Source organism: Klebsiella sp. 54, assembly GCF_018223875.1.
GTDB classification, from domain to species: domain Bacteria; phylum Pseudomonadota; class Gammaproteobacteria; order Enterobacterales; family Enterobacteriaceae; genus Klebsiella; species Klebsiella quasipneumoniae.
Genome location: NZ_JAGRRA010000002.1, coordinates 214,495 through 232,311 on the forward strand (window position 1 = coordinate 214,495; position 17,817 = coordinate 232,311).

Genomic DNA, 17,817 nt, shown 5'->3' on the forward strand with positions numbered 1-17,817 from the left:
TGCTTGCAATTCACCAGGTCAGCAGGGATAATGCGCCAGCGCGTTGGGTAACAACGCTCTCAATGGGGGCTCTGTTGGTTCTCCCGCAACGCTACTCTGTTTACCAGGTCAGGTCCGGAAGGAAGCAGCCAGAGCAGACGACGTGTGTGCCGGGATGTAGCTGGCAGGGCCCCCACCCATTTCGGCCTTCGTAATTTTCCCCTTGTATTTGTGCGGTCTTTTCTGCTGACCAGAATTTATTTCTGATACAGATCACATATTATTTTTAGTTGCTAAAACACCCTCTACTTATTCCATAATATTTACTTGTCATAAATATGAAATGCTACTGAAATATTAATGTCATTTGCGTGTCATAAATAAAGCGCATCTTATTGGTGGGAATTTGTTGCCAGATCCATGCTATAAAATATATCTCTGGATCAGCATGTTAACTTCGTGTATTAATTATGATGATTTTATTGCACGGGAAGCGTAGCTATGACCACAGTGGTTTTGAATGTAAAAATTGACGCTGAGTTAAAAGAGAAGTTGCGTCATTATGCGGAAGTGAATAACGAGAACCTGGGTACGGCAACGGAAAAGCTGCTGCAGCTGGCTTTTCAGCTGGAGGCGTCAGCAGATGAGGCGGGGGTGACGGAAGAGGACATTGACAGCCAGCATACCGAAGAGGAAGCGACGCCATTAACCCCTAAAGAAATCAAAGCATTAAGAAAACTTCTGAAGAAGAAAAAATGAAACAACAATTCTCTACAGCCAGCAACTACAGCGAAGCCTGCGATATGTTGCGCTCAGGATACGTGAAACACGTTCGCCTGAACTGGAATATCGGTAGTGATGAGTTCTTTCGCATTGCCTCCGACTGGTGTGACACCGGCGCTAAAATTAAAAAAGATGAAGATGGCTTTATTATTTCCTTGAAAGGGTTTCCTATTCCGCGCCAGCATTAATGAAATTGCCTTATTTCCGTCACCGGGTTGCCATAACCAGATGGCAGGATACCCAGGCAATTTTATAAAAACATCTCATATACCTCATGGATGACGGACTTTTGACGGGCTGAAGCCAGCCCGTCGATATTTTCTTATATTATTTTCCGCAAACGCGTACTTTCCCGCTGTTCTGCAAGGCTGTGCCACAATGGTTGTAGCGTGGAGAAGGCCTGGCGCAATGCTTCATCCGGCAGCGTAAACGGCAGACGTAAATAGCGATCGAACGCGCCCTCCAGACCAAACCGCGTGCCGGTGCCGATATGGATCCCCTGGCTTTCCGCACGTGCAGAGAACAAAGTGGCTAGCATGTCAGGGAGTTCCACCCAAAAAGAGAGCCCGCCTTCCGGTGGCGTAAAGCGCCAGCGGGGAAAATACTCTTTCATCAGCTCTTCGCACATGTCCCGGCGCGCCTTCAGCATCTCCCGTCGCGGCGGCAGCAGCGTGGCGGCGTTTGCCAGCAGCCAGCTGCAGGCCAGCTGCTCCAGCAGCGGCGTACCCAAGTCCAGAGAGTCGCGGGCCTGAATAAGCGAGGCGATTGTTCGCGTGCTGGCGCGGATCCAGCCGATGCGCAGTCCCCCCCAGAAACTTTTCCCGGCCGAACCGATGGTGATCACCGCGGCGTCGGGATTAAAGCAGGCCAGCGGCGGCGGGGGCGGGGCGTTATACCAGAGGTCGACCATGGTCTCATCGATCACCAGCGTTGTTCGCGTCCTGGCCGCGATGTCCGCGACCCGCTGGCGGGTGAGGGCATCCATACAGCGCCCGGTGGGGTTGTGAAAATCCGGCATCAGCCACGCCAGACGCGGCGCGGTCTGCGCAATGATCGCCGCGAATCCATCGCAGTCCCACCCCTGCTGTGGGAGTGCGACCCCAATGGGCCGGCAGGAGGCGCCCTGAATGGCGCTGATGGCCATTGGATAGGTCGGGGCATCAATGACCACCCGGTCACCGGGGCCGGTGAACAGACGCAGGATCAGCGCGAAGGCGCTGAGCGCGCCGTTGACCACCATCACTTCATCGGGCCGCGTCGGCAGGCCACGTTCGCTGTAGCGCCGGGCAATCGCTTCCCGCAGCACCGGGAGCCCCTGCTGATCGTAACCGGTCTGGGCGAGATAGGGCGGCAGCAGGGTCATGGCATGCTGGAAGGCCTGATGGACCTCCGGACCGGCGCTGAGGGCGGCGGTAGAGAGATTGATCGTCGAGGGGGTCGCAGAGGGCGGCGGCAGGTCGGCAGGGCGTTCCGGCAAAACAATGCGCGACCCGCTTCCCTGGCGGCTTTGGAGAAATCCCTCCTCCCGCAGCTGGCCGAGGGCGCTGGCGATGGTCGTCCGGCTGACGTTGAGGGCCGCCGCCAGCTCGCGCTCGCCGGGCAGGCGCGTCTGTAGCGTCAGACGGCCATCGAGGATCAGCAGGCGGAGCGCTTCCGCCAGCTGGCGCCATAGCGGTGTGCGTGAACTGGACTCCTGCCAGTTGCCGAGCAGGCGTACCAGGGACTGTGTTCCAAAGCGTCGGGCTGACATAGCGATCCACTTTTCCAAAACTGGCCATTAATTATCAGTCCATTTTTGCTGATGATGAGGGCATTCGCAATGATGTTGAGGAAAAAATATGCTTCGTCGCCTACTGCAGTTATATATCGGTCTGGTGCTCTACGGCGTGTCCACGGCGCTCTTCGTGCATGCTAATCTCGGCGCCGATCCGTGGGACGTCTTTCATCTTGGAGTGGCTAAACAGCTGGGGATCAGTTTCGGGACCGTGATTATTCTGACCGGCGCCGCGGTGCTGCTGCTATGGATCCCTATCCGGCAGATGCCGGGGCTCGGTACGGTGAGCAATGTGATAGTGCTGGGGCTGGCGGCGGACGCCACGCTGGCCGTCCTGCCGCCGCTGGAATCGCTGGTGGCGCGCAGTGCGCTGCTGGTGGTGGCGATTGTGCTGAACGCTATCGCCACCGGGATGTACATTGGCGCGGGGTTTGGCCCGGGTCCGCGCGATGGCCTGATGACCGGCCTGCACGCTCGCACCGGCTGGTCATTGCGCGGTATCCGGACGGCGATCGAGCTTTCCGTGCTGCTGATTGGCTGTCTGCTGGGGGGCAAGTTTGGCGTCGGAACCGTCATTTACGCGCTGTCGATTGGACCGCTTATCCAGCTGTGCCTGCCGTGGTTCAGTCAGCCCGTCAACCGCAACGCGGTCAACACTCCCCGGGAGAGCGTCTCCTGAAGGGAACCCGCGCCCTCGTCGTCAAGAAGAGGGCGCTTTGTGGTTTACAGACCGCTCAGGCCATGAAGCATCATGTAGATCCCCACCACAATAATCAGTAAGCCTGAAAACCAGGGCGCCTTGCGCGAGAGGTCGTTAAGCCACGGCCAGCGGCGGGCGGCATGTTTAAGGCTCAGGGCGGCGATAGCCCCTGAAGCCACCAGCGTCAGCGCCAGACCGACGCTAAAGCCCAGCACCAGCGTGGCGCCCAGCGAGAATTTCTTCAGCTGTAAACAGATAAGCAGCACGGTAATGGACGCCGGGCAGGGGATCAGCCCGCCGGTCAGGCCAAACAGCACGATCTGCCCGGTCGTCACCTGACGGCCATCAAAGCGCCGGTTGATCTCCTGGGCATGGGCCCGCTGATGCGCGTCCTGCCACTCCTCCGCCACCAGCGGCGCGGCGGATGAGGACGCATGGTGATGGTCATGGTGGTGATCATGTTCGTGGTGATGATCATGTTCGTGGTGGTGCTCATGTTCATGGTGGTGCTCATGTTCATGGTGGTGATCATGGTGCGTGTGGGGCTGCGATTCGCGCCAGGTGCGCCAGAGCATCCAGCAGGCAATCAGCACAATGACAATCCCTGAGACCAGCTGAAACCAGGGTTCAGAGGTTTGGGCGTTCCAGCCGCGGCCAAACCACAGACCGGCCATGGCGATCAGCCAGACCACCGCCGTATGCGAAACCGTGGCCGCCAGCCCCAGCAGTACCGCCTGTTTTAAGGTTCCTCGCACCGCCACGATAAAGGCGGCCATCATTGTTTTTGAGTGCCCGGGTTCGAGGCCGTGCAGCGCGCCGAGCAGTATTGCGCTGGGAATAAACAGCCAGGCATTGCCCTGCTGCAGAAGGGAAGTGAAATCGTTCATATTGGGATCCTTGCCAAAAGTGCCTTTATCCTACTCCCCCCCAGTAGTAAAATACTACCCCCCAGTAGATAAGGCGGCTAATAAAAAGGATCATGGTATGCTGGCAGGCGTTGCTGACCACGCAGGTCGGTAATCCCGGACAGAAAAAAACGGTGGATCGCGTAATGTCACACACAGTGAGAGACAAAAAGAAGTTACTGACCCGGCTGAAGAAAATTCAGGGGCAGAGTACCGCATTAGAGAAAATGCTTAATCGCGAGCATGAGTGCGCTGAGGTGCTACAGCAGCTGGCGGCGATCCGCGGCGCGGTCAATGGCATGATGCTGCAGGTTATCCAGGGACATCTCACCGACCATGTGGTGAAAGAGCCAGACGAGACGCAGCGTGAGGCGGATCTGGAGACGGTGATGCAGGTGATTAAATCCTATCTGAAGTAGCCTCCGGCAGAGGGCGGCGAAGAGGCCGCGCCCGCTGACCTTCTGCGCAGGCCGCCTGCCGCTTAATGCGCATGGAGGTTCTCTTCCGCCCACAGAATAAACGACTCTTTTGGCAGCGCTTTGCTGTACAGCCAGCCCTGGGCGTACTGAACGCCATGCTGTCTCAGCCAGTCGCGCTGGCTTACGGTTTCCACCCCTTCGGCGACGGTGGCCAAATTGAGCGCCTTGGCCATTTCAATAATGTGCGGCGTCAGCGGCCGGTACTCGAGGGTATCGACAAAGGATTTATCGATTTTCAGCGTGTCGACGTCCAGCTTCTGCAGATAGCTCAGGCTGGAGTAGCCGGTACCGAAATCGTCAATCGAAATGCGGTGCCCGGCCTCGCGGTAGTGTGCGATCACCGGCATGGTGGTCTCCGGGTCGACAAACCCGCGCTCGGTGATCTCAAGGATAATCTGTTCGGCGGCGATCCCCCAGTGCTGCAGCTGATCGTGTAATAGCTTGGGTAGGGTGGGAGAGCGTAAGTCATCCACCGACAGGTTGATGGAGATATGCACTTCCGGCCGCTGCCTCAGCCAGGGGCCCAGGTCGGCAAAAATTTTCCTGACGATATCTTCCGTCAGCTGGGTGATCAGTCCGGTTTGCTCGGCCAGGGGAATGAAGATATCCGGCGATAAAAAGGTGCCGTCGGGTTGCTGCCAGCGCGCCAGCGCTTCGGCCCCGGCGATTTTTCCGTCCTGCAATGAAATAATCGGCTGATAGTGAACCTGAATCGCCTGGGAATTGAGGGCGTCCAGCATACTGTTGCGCGGTGAACGCAGGTGTCTCAGCAGGCGCAGCAGCAGCCAGGTGGCAAGCAGGCTGGTGAAGATGCCGACAGGGAGCCAGAAGATCAGCTGCTGGCGAATACGCTGCTGTAGCGGCAGCGTGGATGACCAGGTCACAATGCCGGATCCCAGCTCGGGAATGCGCTGGATCCGGTAGACCGTATTATCCAGGGTCAGCATATTCAGGTGCGGATCTTTAATCCGTTGCCAGACCTTCGCCGGCAGCGGCTGGCTGCTGATCACCATTTTCAGATGGTCCAAACCAAACAGCATGGTATGGATCTTCTCCTCGCTGGCGGGCACCACATCAATGAAGGAGATGGGATCGATCATTACCATATGCTGCCGGCTGGCCATGGCCGTCATCTGGTGATTAAGGCCAAGATCGTTAATCGAGGTCAGCCAGGTGCGATAGCCGTCGGGGGCAATGTGGTCCGGTGGCGGGAAGGTCACCGCAACGCTATGGTCTTCCAGGGAGGAGCATTGCGGTACGGAATCTTCCAGCCAGAGCACTTCCTGCACGTAGCGATGGGTATAGGCGATCCGGCGGAGGGCGAGCAGATGCTCCGGGCTACAGGAAGCGGCAGAGTGTGAGTCGGCCTCCCGCAGTGCTTCCCGGGCCTGATCGGCGACCTGCAGCGTGCGGACGACAATACGGTTGGAATAATCATCCAGCTCACGATAGAACTGCATTTTGGCCTGCCGCGCCGCCTGCCAGATGCTGAGCGAGATAGGCAGGATGATGGCCAGTATCAGCACTCCTGTAAACAGCGCCATCAGATGCCGGGTCCTCATGCCTGTATCCTTATCGTTCGCCGGGTGTCATCAGTATATGCGAAAGATAAACCGGGCGCAGCGGGAGAAATCGTGCTGCGTGGGCAAAAAAACCGGCATCACAATAACCTGCGATGCCGGGAGAGAAGGATGATTCCGATGCAGCAGAATAAAAATGAGGGTGTGAATGCCGGGCAGGATGTATTCCGGCATTCAGTCGCAGCATACGCTGCGCAGATGACAGCAATATGTTGGCTTAGTGGGCGTCCGGCGCCGTGATATCGGCGCTGATGCGCAGATCGTTCTCATCAAACACCATGCAGAAGCGGTCATCGAAGGCCAGATTAATCTTCTGCCACGGGCGGAAATGGACGTCGCCGGGCAGCAGAACCTTGACGTTATCGTGACCGTAGCACTGGCCGAACAGGTAGGTATTGTTGCCCAGACGCTCCACCACTTCACATTGAAACTCCACCACGGTACCGGTGGAGACTTCCGGCGTGAGGTGCTCTGGCCGGATCCCCAGCGTGACCGCGGCGCCGGGCTTCAGCGGTTGGGTGGCAACGTTCAGGGTGAGCTGATGGTCCTGGGCGAGGGTGACCGTTAAGCGCTCTGCCTGCCAGTCGCTGACGGTGGCCGGCAAAAAGTTCATCTTTGGCGAGCCGATAAAACCGGCGACGAACTTATTGACCGGATTGTAGTACAGCGCCATCGGCGAACCCATTTGTTCGACCTTCCCGTAGTTCATGACTACGATTTTATCGGCGAGCGTCATCGCCTCCACCTGATCGTGCGTGACATACACCATGGTGGTCTTCAGCTCCTGGTGCAGTCGGGCGATATGCAGGCGCATATCGACGCGCAGCTCGGCATCGAGGTTAGAAAGCGGCTCATCGAACATAAACACCCGGGGATTACGCACGATAGCGCGGCCAATGGCCACACGCTGCCGCTGGCCGCCGGAGAGCTGCTTCGGTTTACGATCCAGCAGGTGAGAGAGCTGCAGCGTTTTGGCCACCATTTCCACCTGGCGACGGATCTCCGCTTTCGGCACTTTATTGACTTTCAGCCCATAGCCCATATTCTCCGCCACCGTCATGTGCGGATAGAGCGCATAGGACTGAAAAACCATCGCCACGCCGCGGCGGGCGGGGACCACATCGTTCATCACCTCATCGCCAATCAGCACTTCCCCGTCACTGACCTCTTCCAGCCCGGCAATCATACGTAACAGCGTCGATTTTCCACAGCCGGAAGGGCCGACGAAGACCGCAAACTCGCCATCTTCAATATCGAGATTGACCTGGTGCAGCGTCACCGTGCTGCCGAACCTTTTGGTGACATTCCTCAGTCGTATATTGGACATCCACATTCCCCGAAGTGAGTAGCCGTTGTTTGCCGTTGGCGTGTCGCTGATTTGAGTGTGTTTGTATTACGTGTAACAAATCAGCGTGACGATATTCAACAGCGCTAAAATCATGTCCTGACTATAACTTCCGCGGTTTTTGCGCCATACAGCGGCGTTTCATTTCTGCAAGGATGATCACACAACTGGCAGCTTATGGTAGTTTTATCCCCAATCAAAGCGTAGCGTATAACAAAGGCGAACCAGAATCTGTTTTCTATGTAACAAGGCAGTTTGAAATGATTTTTTTTCTAACTGGCAGACGTAAGTCAAATAAAAAACCATTAAATTGTTATACCTTCACATGAGGTTGATAATGAAAAAGAACACGCTTGCTGCACTGATCCTTACCACCCTCGCGGCGGGGCAACTTACCAGCCTGCAGGCGCATGCCGCCGGGCAGCTCAACGTTTGGGAAGACATTAAAAAATCCACTGGCATCAAAACCGCGGTCAGCGATTTTGAGAAGCAGTACAACGTGAAGGTCAATCTGCAGGAGATGCCTTATGCCCAGCAGCTGGAAAAGCTGCGCCTTGATGGCCCGGCGGGCATTGGGCCGGACGTGCTGGTGATCCCGAATGACCAGCTCGGCGGCGCCGTCGTTCAGGGACTTCTCTCGCCGCTCAACGTTGAGCAGGCGAAACAGGATGCCTTTACGCCAGCCTCTATCAACGCCTTCCGCATGGACAACGCGCTGTATGGGATCCCGAAAGCGGTGGAAACCCTGGTGCTTATCTACAACAAGGACCTGATCGACAAGCCGCTGGACAGTCTGCAGGCCTGGCTGGACTACTCGAAGACCCAGCGCGAGCAGAACAAATACGGCCTGCTGGCCAAGTTTGATCAGATCTACTACAGCTGGGGGGCGATTGGCCCGATGGGCGGCTATATCTTCGCGAAGAACGACGGCGGCGGTTTTAATCCGCAGCAGGTGGGGCTCAATACGCCCGGCGCCGTGGAAGCCGTGACCTTCCTGAAAAAATTCTATGCCGAGAAGGCCTTCCCCGCAGGGATCCTCGGCGATAACGGGCTGAACGCCATTGATTCGCTGTTTACCGAGAAAAAAGCGGCGGCGGTGATCAACGGCCCCTGGGCCTTCCAGCCGTATGAAGCCGCCGGTATCAACTATGGCGTGGTGCCGCTGCCGACCCTGCCGGACGGCAAGCCAATGAGCTCCTTCCTCGGCGTTAAGGGCTACGTGGTATCGACCTGGAGTAAAGACAAGGCGCTGGCGCAACAGTTTATCGAGTTCATCAACCAGCCGCAGTATGTAAAAGCCCGCTATGTCGCCACCGGCGAAATCCCGCCGCTGAAGGCGATGATTGACGACCCGGTGATTAAAAATGACGAAAAGGCCAGCGCCGTCGCCGTTCAGTCGGCTCGGGCGATGGCTATGCCGGGCATTCCGGAGATGGGGGAAGTGTGGGGGCCGGCCAATGCCGCGCTTGAACTGAGTCTCACCGGCAAGCAGGCGCCGCAGGCCGCGCTCGATAATGCGGTGAAACAGATCAAGATGCAGATTGAAGCGATGCAGGCCAGCAATCAGTAATTTACCGTCACGTGAAGTCACCGAGCGGGAGGGGGACCTCCCGTTTGTAGAAGGAGTCGAGTGTGAGCATCCATTCCAGCGAAAATTTTAGCGACGCGCGCGGGCCCGGGCGCCATGCGTGGTGCGGCCTGTTGCTGGCAATCGTGCCGGGTTTCGGCCAGTTTTATCATCGCCAGTGGCTGAAGGGGCTGGTCTTCCTGGTGCTGCTGAGCAGCTTTTTGGGTATTTTTTACGATTTCCTGCGCGAGGGGCTGTGGGGGCTCTATACCCTGGGTGAAGAGGTGCCCCGGGATAACTCTATCTTCCTGTTAGCGGAGGGGATTATCAGCGTGCTGATCGTCGCTTTTGGCGTGCTGATCTATTTTCTCTCGCTGCGGGACGCGTGGCTGAACGGCAAAAAACGCGATGAAGGGGTCGCGCTGAACAGCGTGCGTAAGCAGTACCAGATGCTGCTGAGCGACGGCTTCCCGTACCTGATGATCACCCCGGGCTTTATTCTGCTGGTCTTTGTGGTGATCTTTCCCATTCTGTTTGGTTTCGCCATCGCCTTCACCAACTACAACCTGTACCACACGCCGCCGGCGAAGCTGGTGGACTGGGTGGGGCTGAAAAACTTCGTCAATATTTTCACCCTCTCCATCTGGCGCTCCACCTTTCTGGATGTGCTGCAGTGGACCGTGGTGTGGACGCTGCTGGCGACCACCCTGCAGTGTACGGTGGGCGTGCTGTTGGCGATTCTGGTGAACCAAAAAGATCTGCGCTTTAAGCCGCTGATCCGCACCATCTTTATTTTGCCGTGGGCGGTGCCGGGGTTTGTCACTATCCTCGTCTTTGCCGGGATGTTCAATGACTCCTTCGGGGTGATTAACAACGCGATCCTGTCATTCTTCGGCATCAGTCCGAAGGCATGGCTAACCGACCCGTTCTGGACCAAAACCGCGCTGATCATGATGCAGACCTGGCTTGGCTTTCCGTTTGTCTTTGCCATGACCACCGGCGTGCTGCAGGCGATCCCGGACGATCTGTATGAAGCGGCGACGATGGACGGCGCCAGCGCCTTTACCCGCCTGCGCACCATCACCCTGCCGCTGGTGCTGTACGCGATCGCGCCGATCATCATCACCCAGTACACCTTCAACTTTAATAATTTCAACATTATTTATCTGTTTAACAACGGCGGCCCTGCGGTGGCGGGATCTAACGCCGGCGGGACGGATATTCTGGTGTCGTGGATCTATAAGCTGACGATGTCCTCGTCGCAGTACGCCATCGCGGCGACCATCACTATCCTGCTGTCGATCTTCGTCGTCGGCCTGGCGCTGTGGCAGTTCCGCGCCACCAAATCCTTCAAAAATGACGACATGGCGTAAGGGAAGCAACATGGCTCAATCACCTAGTATTAAACGCGAAAAGTGGATACGACTCTCTCTTACCTGGCTGGTGGTTATCCTGGTCTCGGTGGTGATTATCTACCCGCTGGTCTGGACCGTCGGGGCGTCGCTGAACGCCGGCAATAGCCTGCTCAGTACCTCGATCATTCCGGAAAACCTGTCGTTCCAGCACTATGCCGATCTGTTCAATGGCAATGTGAATTACCTCACCTGGTACTGGAACTCGATGAAAATCAGCTTTCTGACCATGGTGCTGACCCTGATTAGCGTCAGCTTTACCGCTTACGCCTTCTCCCGCTTCCGCTTTAAAGGGCGGCAGAACGGGCTGATGCTGTTCCTGCTGCTGCAGATGATCCCGCAGTTTTCCGCGCTGATTGCCATCTTTGTGCTGTCGCAACTGCTTGGCCTGATAAACAGCCATCTGGCGCTGGTGCTGATCTACGTCGGGGGAATGATCCCGATGAACACCTGGCTGATGAAGGGGTATCTCGACGCGATCCCTAAAGATCTGGATGAGTCCGCCCGCATGGACGGCGCCAGTAGCTTTCGCATCTTTATTGAGATCATCATGCCGTTGTCGAGGCCGATCCTCGCGGTGGTGGCGCTGTTCTCCTTCACCGGCCCGCTGGGGGATTTCATCCTCTCCAGCACCATCCTGCGTACCCCGGATAAATACACGCTGCCTATCGGTCTGTATAACCTGGTGGCGCAAAAAATGGGGGCCAGCTACACCACCTACGCGGCGGGGGCGGTGCTGATTGCCGTGCCGGTCGCGATCCTCTATCTGGCGTTACAAAAATACTTCGTCTCCGGCCTGACCTCGGGCAGTACTAAAGGATAAGCACATGAAAAGATTTACACCCGCATGGCTTGCGGTTTGTCTGGCATGCAGTTTTTCCCTCCCTTCGCTGGCAGCGGACGCGCTTGAAACCCGCGCCTTTCAGGGTATGCCGGCGGACTTTATTAAAGGCGCGGATATCTCCACGCTGCTGGATGCCGAAAAGCACGGGGCAATTTTCTACGACCAGAATAACCAGCGTAAGGATCCGATCGCCATTCTGAAAGAGAACGGCGTCAACTATGTTCGCCTCCGCCTGTGGGTGGATCCGCAATCGGCAAGCGGCGAGGGCTATGGCGGCGGGAATAACGATCTGGCCACTACCCTGGCGCTGGCGAAACGGGCGAAAGCCCAGGGAATGAAGCTGCTGCTCGACTTCCATTACAGCGATTTTTGGACCGATCCCGGCAAGCAGTTCAAACCGAAGGCCTGGGAAAAGATGGATTATCCGCAGCTGAAAACGGCGATTCATGACTATACCCGGGATACCATCGCCCGCTTTAAGCAGGCGGGCATCCTGCCGGATATGGTGCAGATCGGCAATGAGATCAACGGCGGTATGCTGTGGCCGGAAGGGAAAAGCTGGGGGCAGGGGGGCGGCGAGTTCGACCGGCTGGCCGGGCTGCTGAACGCGGCCATTGATGGTCTGAAGGCGAATCTGCGCAATGGCGAGCAGGTGAAAATCATGCTGCATCTGGCTGAAGGGACCAAGAACGATACCTTCCGCTGGTGGTTTGACGAAATAGAGAAACGTCATGTGCCCTATGACGTGATTGGTTTGTCGATGTACACCTACTGGAACGGGCCGATCAGCGCCCTGAAGGCCAATATGGATGACATCAGCAAACGCTATAACAAAGATGTCATTGTCGTCGAGGCGGCCTATGCCTATACCCTGGCTAACTGCGATAAAGCGGAAAACAGTTTTCAGGCCAAAGAGGAAAAGGACGGAGGCTATCCCGCCACCGTGCAGGGGCAATATCGCTATATCCACGATCTGATGCAGGCCGTAATAGATGTTCCCGACCAGCGCGGCAAAGGTATTTTTTACTGGGAGCCGACGTGGATTGCTGTGCCGGGAAATACCTGGGCCACCCCGGCGGGGATGAAATATATCCATGACGAATGGAAAGAGGGTAATGCGCGGGAAAATCAGGCGCTATTTGACTGCCAGGGAAAAGTATTGCCGTCGGTAAAAGTATTTAATTAATTATTTGTCGTTCTTTTCAGGAAGTTTATTATGAATAAATTTGCACCTTTACATCCAAAGGTTAATACGCTGCTGCATGGCGCGGATTATAATCCGGAACAATGGGAGAATGACCCCGACATTATTGATAAAGACATTGCCATGATGCAGCAGGCAAAATGCAATGTGATGTCGGTGGGCATATTTAGCTGGGCGAAACTTGAGCCGCGCGAAGGGGTATTTGATTTCGCCTGGCTGGATACTATTCTCGATAAACTGTATGCCGCCGGCATTCATGTATTTCTGGCCACGCCGAGCGGCGCGCGTCCAGCGTGGATGTCTCAACGCTATCCGCAGGTTCTGCGGGTGGGGCGCGATAGGGTGCCGGCCCTGCACGGCGGCCGTCACAACCACTGTATGTCATCGCCGATCTATCGTGAGAAGACCCTGAAAATTAATAGCCTGCTGGCGGAGCGCTATGCTGCGCACCCGGCGGTGCTGGGCTGGCATATTTCCAATGAATATGGCGGCGAATGCCATTGCGAGCGCTGCCAGGCCCGCTTTCGCGGCTGGCTGAAGGCGCGGTATCAGACCCTGGAGAACCTCAACCAGGCCTGGTGGAGCACCTTCTGGAGCCATACCTATAGCGACTGGTCGCAGATTGAATCGCCTGCGCCGCAGGGCGAAACGTCGATCCACGGTCTGAATCTGGACTGGCATCGCTTTAATACCGCCCAGGTGACCGATTTCTGCCGCCATGAAATCGCCCCGCTGAAGGCGGCGAATGCCGCCCTGCCGGTGACCACCAACTTTATGGAGTATTTCTACGATTACGACTACTGGCAGCTGGCGGAGGTGCTGGACTTTATCTCGTGGGACAGCTATCCGATGTGGCACCGCGATAAAGACGAAACCGCGCTGGCCTGCTACACCGCGATGTATCACGACATGATGCGCAGCCTGAAGGGCGGCCAGCCGTTTGTGCTGATGGAGTCCACGCCGGGCGCGACTAACTGGCAGCCGACCAGCAAACTGAAGAAACCGGGCATGCATATTCTCTCCTCGCTGCAGGCGGTGGCGCATGGCGCCGACTCGGTGCAGTATTTCCAGTGGCGGAAAAGTCGCGGTTCGGTTGAGAAATTTCACGGCGCGGTGGTCGACCATGTCGGGCACATCGATACCCGTATTGGCCGTGAAGTCAGCAAACTCGGTGAGATACTGAGCAAGCTACCGGAGGTCCGGGGCTGTCGCACCGAGGCGAAAGTGGCGATTATCTTCGACCAGCAGAATCGCTGGGCGCTTGATGACGCCCAGGGACCGCGCAATCTGGGGATGGAGTATGAGAAGACGGTCAATGAGCACTACCGTCCGTTCTGGGAGCAGGGCATCGCCGTCGATGTGATTGACGCCGACGCTGATTTAACGCCATACCGGCTGGTCATTGCCCCGATGTTATACATGGTGCGCGACGGCTTTGCCGCGCGGGCGGAGGCGTTTGTCGCCAGCGGCGGCCATCTGGTGACCACTTACTGGACCGGCATCGTCAACGAATCCGATCTCTGCTATCTCGGCGGCTTCCCTGGCCCGCTGCGCAATCTGCTGGGCATCTGGGCGGAAGAGATCGACTGCCTGAATGACGGCGAGTTTAATCTGGTGCAGGGCCTGGCCGGGAATCAGTGCGGTCTGCAGGGCCCGTATCAGGTGCGCCATCTCTGTGAACTGATCCATACCGAAAGCGCGCAGACGCTGGCCACCTACCGGGATGATTTTTATGCCGGAAGGCCAGCGGTGACGGTGAACGGCTTCGGGAAAGGTAAAGCCTGGCATGTGGCCTCCCGCAACGATTTGGCCTTCCAGCGCGACTTCTTTGCCGCCCTGAGCAAGGAGCTGGCGCTACCGCGGGCGATCGCGGCGGATTTACCGCCCGGCGTGGTGGCTACTGCGCGCACCGACGGTGAGAGCACGTTTGTCTTCCTGCAGAACTACAGCGCGCAAAGCCATACCCTGAGCCTGCCGTCAGGGTATCGGGATTGCCTGACCGACGCGGCGGTGTCGGACCCGCTAACCCTGTCAGCATGGGATTGCCGTATTCTCCGTCGCCACGCCTAATCTTTTTTCTCCACGCCTGCTCTGACGAGCAGGCTTTTTTTTATCTATTACCCTGGAGTTTATGATGGTGAGTTTAAAATCTTTCCTGCACTATTTCTCTCCGGCACGTCCGGCACAGCCGTTAAGCGAAGCGGAAAAACAGCAAATCGAGGCGTTGGTTCAGGCCTTCGGCGGTGAAGCGAATATTACCCAAGTGGACGCCTGTATTACCCGTCTACGGGTAACGGTTCGTCATCTGGCAGCCGTGGACTCGGACGCATTACAGCAGCAGGGCGCGCTGGGTGTCATTATTCTTGGCCAGCAGGTTCATGCTATTTTCGGTAAGCAGTCCGATGCGCTACGTCAATTGCTGGATGACCATTTTGCTGCGCGGAAATAAATAAAACGGGATAACCTGAAAACAGGTTATCCCGAAAATAAGACAAAGACAGCAGTGGCAATAATGATTACCGGAGGGAAATTAATGACCTTACAGTTGGAGATATCAATAACGTATTTGTCTTACCAGCGCGATATTACCACCAGGCCTCAACCTGCACGCCGAAATTCCAGGTATTATTCGCCGTCTGGTCTTCAAACGGTTTACCATCTTCGGAATCATTCAGATACGACGCGAAAATACGTAATTCCGGGCGTGACATAAAGTCCGGCCCGTCCGCCAGGCCCAGCGCAATGGTATATTTCTCACCGGCCTGTTTGTAGCTGGTGCCATTGTTATAGCTGTCTTTCTGATAGAAACCGCCGACTTCGCCAATCAGGCGCACGTAGTCGGTGAACTGATACTGCCCGCGGGCGACCAGCGACAGCATCCGCGTTTTATCGGTATAGTCGGTAATGTCATCCGCCGAGCCCCAGGTCAGAACGTGGTTGATGGAGAACTTCTCGGTAATGGGGATCAGACCGGTGTTAATCACGCGATAGCCGGTGGCGTCGTTCACGTAGTTCCACATATCGTACCAGCCGCCGCCCTGGGAGACCATATTCTGCGCCAGACCTTTGTTGGCATACTGCAGCACGGTTTTGTTATAGCCGCCCAGCATATCCTGACTGATTTCACCGGTCAGCATCACGCCATTTTCGGCATCGTACAGTCCGCCGTAGCTGTCCTGTTTTTTGGTGGTGTTCGGCATGGCGTAGTCGATGCCGAATTCGGTCCACGACCCGGACCACGGCTTCCATCCCGCGTAGCGTAAATCGATATAGTTGATATTGACGTTGCTGTCGCCATCGACGCGATAGTCAACGTCGTTGGCATCGCCGCGGATCCACGCCAGCGAGACGGCGCCCGGGCCAAGGGTGTAGTTTTCCACCCCGGCCCCGGAGCCGGAAATGTTCCAGTATTTAGTATCGATGATGTGCAGGTCGTGACGCTGGTAGTAACGTTTGCCGCCCCAGATCACCGCATTCGGATCGCCCGGGATCAGCCCTTTGATCTGCAGGTTCAGCTGACGTAAGCCGAACTGCGCGTCATCGTTCAGCGTGGTTTCATTATCGTTAGAGCCATCGGAGACCATGCTGACCATGCTGTCGAGATAGAAACTGACATCATCTTTTTTGTAGACCTCGGAGCCTAACTCCAGCTCGCCATAGGTATCCGATTCGTTCCCCAACCGGCCCAGCTTGTTCTTTTGCCATTCCGCTTCGCTACCGTCGCCGGAGACCCCAACCCCGGCACGCAAATAGCCATGAAAATCAACGGTCGGGATCGCAGCGGTAGCCGCAAAGGCGGAAGGGGCGATTAGCGCAGCGGCTAATGCTGTGGAAAGGACGCGCAGTGTCGTATTCATCTCTATCCTCTTATTGTTTTGTATTACGTTCACATAACTGATGTCATAAAATGCCTAAATGTAACTTCAGGCAAATGAGATATGATTATTGTGTGACTAAGTGCAAATAATAACGCTGGTTTTTGTTGTGATGAGTGAAGTGTTTCACAATTAACCTGGTTGTGAACGTAATACTTTTTGTGGTGTAATTTTGCGATGAGAGGTAGCGGTGAGCGTTTTTTCAAATGGCCCCTGTTACAATCATGGGATAACAACATAAGGAACCGGACCATGAAGTCTAAAAGCGCTACTCTGGAAGACGTCGCTCGTCATGCGGGCGTCTCTTACCAGACCGTGTCCAGGGTACTCAACAAATCTGCCAATGTATCCGAAGCGACGCGCCGCAAGGTGGAGAAATCGATAGAGGCTCTGCGCTATGTGCCAAACCGGCTGGCGCAGCAGCTGGTGGGGAAGGAGAGCCAGACGGTCGGACTGGTGACGATTTCGCTGGCCTGGCATGCCCCCTCCCAGGTGGCGGCGGCGGTAAAACGCTATGCTAATCTGGAAGGTTACCAGGTCCTGATTTCAATGATTGATGAGAGCGTCAACCAAAGCATCCAGGATTCCATCAATGAGCTGAAGTCTCAGCGGGTGGATAAGGTCATTATCAACGTGCCGCTGGAGACCGAACAGGCGCAGAAAATCGCCGCTGACAATGATGATATCGTCTGCCTGTTTCTCGACGTTGATCCCTACAGCTCCGTGTTTAACGTTTCGTTTAACCCGGCGGACGGCACCCGGGCCAGCGTCAAATATCTCTATGAGATGGGGCATCGGGAGATTGCGTTGCTGGCAGGCCCGGACAGCTCCGTATCGGCGAAACTGCGGCTGAAAAGCTGGCTCGAGACCCTGGATGGCTACGGTCTGAAGCCGGTGACCGTCCTGCGAGGCAACTGGGATGCGCAGAGCGGCTACGCCGGCGCGCTGCAGATGCTGCGGGAAACGCCTAATTTCAGCGCCGTGCTGGTGGGCAATGACCAGATGGCGCTGGGGGTGCTCAGCGCCTTCCATCAGCATCAGGTGGCGGTGCCGGGAGAGAAGTCGGTGATTGGCTATGACGATACCTACGAAAGCTCCTTTTTCTATCCGGCATTGAGTACGGTCTCGCTGGACCTCGACCTGCAGGGGAAAGAGGCGGTGCGGCGGATCCTCGCCAGTACCAGCGGTGCGGCGCATACCTCATCCATCCTGCCGGCGCGCCTGGTGATTCGCCATTCCAGCGGCGCCAGAGTCGAGCAGGGGAAAGATCTGCAGGCTATCGCGGAGCAACTTCGCGCTATCGCCCACCGTCTGGCGCCCTGAAGCCAAAGGCGAGGAAACTCGCCTCTTTGTTATTACCCCTGATATGA

General features: G+C 56.5%; 16 protein-coding genes and 1 other RNA gene. 12 read left to right on the forward strand and 5 right to left on the reverse strand.

Annotated elements, in window-relative coordinates; all coding sequences use genetic code 11:
- Nucleotides 1–72: 72 nt before the first annotated feature.
- The 3 genes from ffs to KHQ24_RS02740 all read left to right on the forward strand — a co-directional run bounded on the left by ffs (nt 73) and on the right by KHQ24_RS02740 (nt 950).
- Nucleotides 73–169, forward strand: an RNA gene (ffs, locus tag KHQ24_RS02730) — signal recognition particle sRNA small type.
- 311 nt (nt 170–480) lie between these two features.
- Nucleotides 481–738, forward strand: a complete 258-nt coding sequence (locus KHQ24_RS02735; RefSeq protein WP_004204776.1) for a hypothetical protein — start codon at nt 481–483, stop codon at nt 736–738.
- Nucleotides 735–950, forward strand: coding sequence for a hypothetical protein (locus tag KHQ24_RS02740; protein ID WP_004142688.1), 216 nt, complete (start codon nt 735–737; stop codon nt 948–950). The genes KHQ24_RS02735 and KHQ24_RS02740 overlap by 4 nt, the downstream gene beginning before the upstream one ends.
- 134 nt (nt 951–1,084) lie before the next feature.
- Here the strand turns inward: KHQ24_RS02740 and KHQ24_RS02745 are convergent, their stop codons facing one another.
- Nucleotides 1,085–2,512: a PLP-dependent aminotransferase family protein gene (locus tag KHQ24_RS02745; protein WP_004204774.1), complete on the reverse strand. Its 1,428-nt coding sequence runs from the start codon at nt 2,510–2,512 to the stop codon at nt 1,085–1,087.
- Nucleotides 2,513–2,600: 88 nt separating this feature from the next.
- Here KHQ24_RS02745 and KHQ24_RS02750 point away from each other — a divergent pair, with 88 nt between their 5' ends.
- Nucleotides 2,601–3,215: a YczE/YyaS/YitT family protein gene (locus KHQ24_RS02750; RefSeq protein WP_004204770.1), complete on the forward strand. Its 615-nt coding sequence runs from the start codon at nt 2,601–2,603 to the stop codon at nt 3,213–3,215.
- 44 nt (nt 3,216–3,259) lie between these two features.
- On the opposite strand, the gene KHQ24_RS02755 is transcribed toward KHQ24_RS02750, so the two are convergent.
- Nucleotides 3,260–4,123, reverse strand: a complete 864-nt coding sequence (locus KHQ24_RS02755; RefSeq protein ID WP_032455639.1) for a nickel/cobalt efflux protein RcnA — start codon at nt 4,121–4,123, stop codon at nt 3,260–3,262.
- A 164-nt stretch (nt 4,124–4,287) separates the two neighbouring features.
- On the opposite strand from KHQ24_RS02755, the gene KHQ24_RS02760 reads away from it, so the two are divergent.
- The gene (locus KHQ24_RS02760; RefSeq protein WP_004204767.1) at nt 4,288–4,560 is read left to right on the forward strand and encodes a metal-sensing transcriptional repressor; all 273 of its coding nucleotides are present in this window, start codon (nt 4,288–4,290) and stop codon (nt 4,558–4,560) included.
- Nucleotides 4,561–4,622: 62 nt separating this feature from the next.
- Here the strand turns inward: KHQ24_RS02760 and KHQ24_RS02765 are convergent, their stop codons facing one another.
- Both KHQ24_RS02765 and KHQ24_RS02770 read right to left on the reverse strand, forming a co-directional pair.
- Nucleotides 4,623–6,182 carry an EAL domain-containing protein gene (locus KHQ24_RS02765; protein WP_004204766.1) on the reverse strand — a complete coding sequence of 520 codons (1,560 nt, stop codon included), beginning with the start codon at nt 6,180–6,182 and terminating at the stop codon, nt 4,623–4,625.
- A gap of 235 nt (nt 6,183–6,417) precedes the next feature.
- Nucleotides 6,418–7,527, reverse strand: a complete 1,110-nt coding sequence (locus tag KHQ24_RS02770) for an ABC transporter ATP-binding protein (RefSeq protein ID WP_043521496.1) — start codon at nt 7,525–7,527, stop codon at nt 6,418–6,420.
- Between the two features lie 355 nt (nt 7,528–7,882).
- Here KHQ24_RS02770 and KHQ24_RS02775 point away from each other — a divergent pair, with 355 nt between their 5' ends.
- From KHQ24_RS02775 to KHQ24_RS02800, 6 genes are all read left to right on the forward strand, one after another.
- Entirely contained in the window at nt 7,883–9,115 is a 1,233-nt protein-coding gene (locus tag KHQ24_RS02775; RefSeq protein WP_017898899.1) for a maltodextrin ABC transporter substrate-binding protein, read from the forward strand.
- A 62-nt stretch (nt 9,116–9,177) separates the two neighbouring features.
- On the forward strand, nt 9,178–10,485 hold the full coding sequence (locus tag KHQ24_RS02780; RefSeq protein ID WP_017898898.1) for a carbohydrate ABC transporter permease: 1,308 nt from the start codon (nt 9,178–9,180) through the stop codon (nt 10,483–10,485).
- A 10-nt stretch (nt 10,486–10,495) separates the two neighbouring features.
- Nucleotides 10,496–11,347, forward strand: a complete 852-nt coding sequence (locus KHQ24_RS02785) for a sugar ABC transporter permease (protein ID WP_004204761.1) — start codon at nt 10,496–10,498, stop codon at nt 11,345–11,347.
- A gap of 4 nt (nt 11,348–11,351) precedes the next feature.
- Complete coding sequence (locus KHQ24_RS02790) at nt 11,352–12,554, forward strand: glycoside hydrolase family 53 protein (RefSeq protein ID WP_048294262.1); 1,203 nt, start codon at nt 11,352–11,354, stop codon at nt 12,552–12,554.
- A 30-nt stretch (nt 12,555–12,584) separates the two neighbouring features.
- Nucleotides 12,585–14,642, forward strand: coding sequence for a beta-galactosidase (locus tag KHQ24_RS02795; protein ID WP_211777115.1), 2,058 nt, complete (start codon nt 12,585–12,587; stop codon nt 14,640–14,642).
- Between the two features lie 64 nt (nt 14,643–14,706).
- Nucleotides 14,707–15,021: a glucose PTS transporter subunit EIIB gene (locus KHQ24_RS02800; RefSeq protein WP_004204757.1), complete on the forward strand. Its 315-nt coding sequence runs from the start codon at nt 14,707–14,709 to the stop codon at nt 15,019–15,021.
- A 136-nt stretch (nt 15,022–15,157) separates the two neighbouring features.
- Here KHQ24_RS02800 and KHQ24_RS02805 read toward each other — a convergent pair whose 3' ends face one another.
- The gene (locus KHQ24_RS02805; RefSeq protein ID WP_004204756.1) at nt 15,158–16,429 is read right to left on the reverse strand and encodes a maltoporin; all 1,272 of its coding nucleotides are present in this window, start codon (nt 16,427–16,429) and stop codon (nt 15,158–15,160) included.
- Between the two features lie 270 nt (nt 16,430–16,699).
- On the opposite strand from KHQ24_RS02805, the gene KHQ24_RS02810 reads away from it, so the two are divergent.
- Nucleotides 16,700–17,770: a LacI family DNA-binding transcriptional regulator gene (locus KHQ24_RS02810; protein WP_004204755.1), complete on the forward strand. Its 1,071-nt coding sequence runs from the start codon at nt 16,700–16,702 to the stop codon at nt 17,768–17,770.
- Nucleotides 17,771–17,817 lie beyond the last annotated feature (47 nt).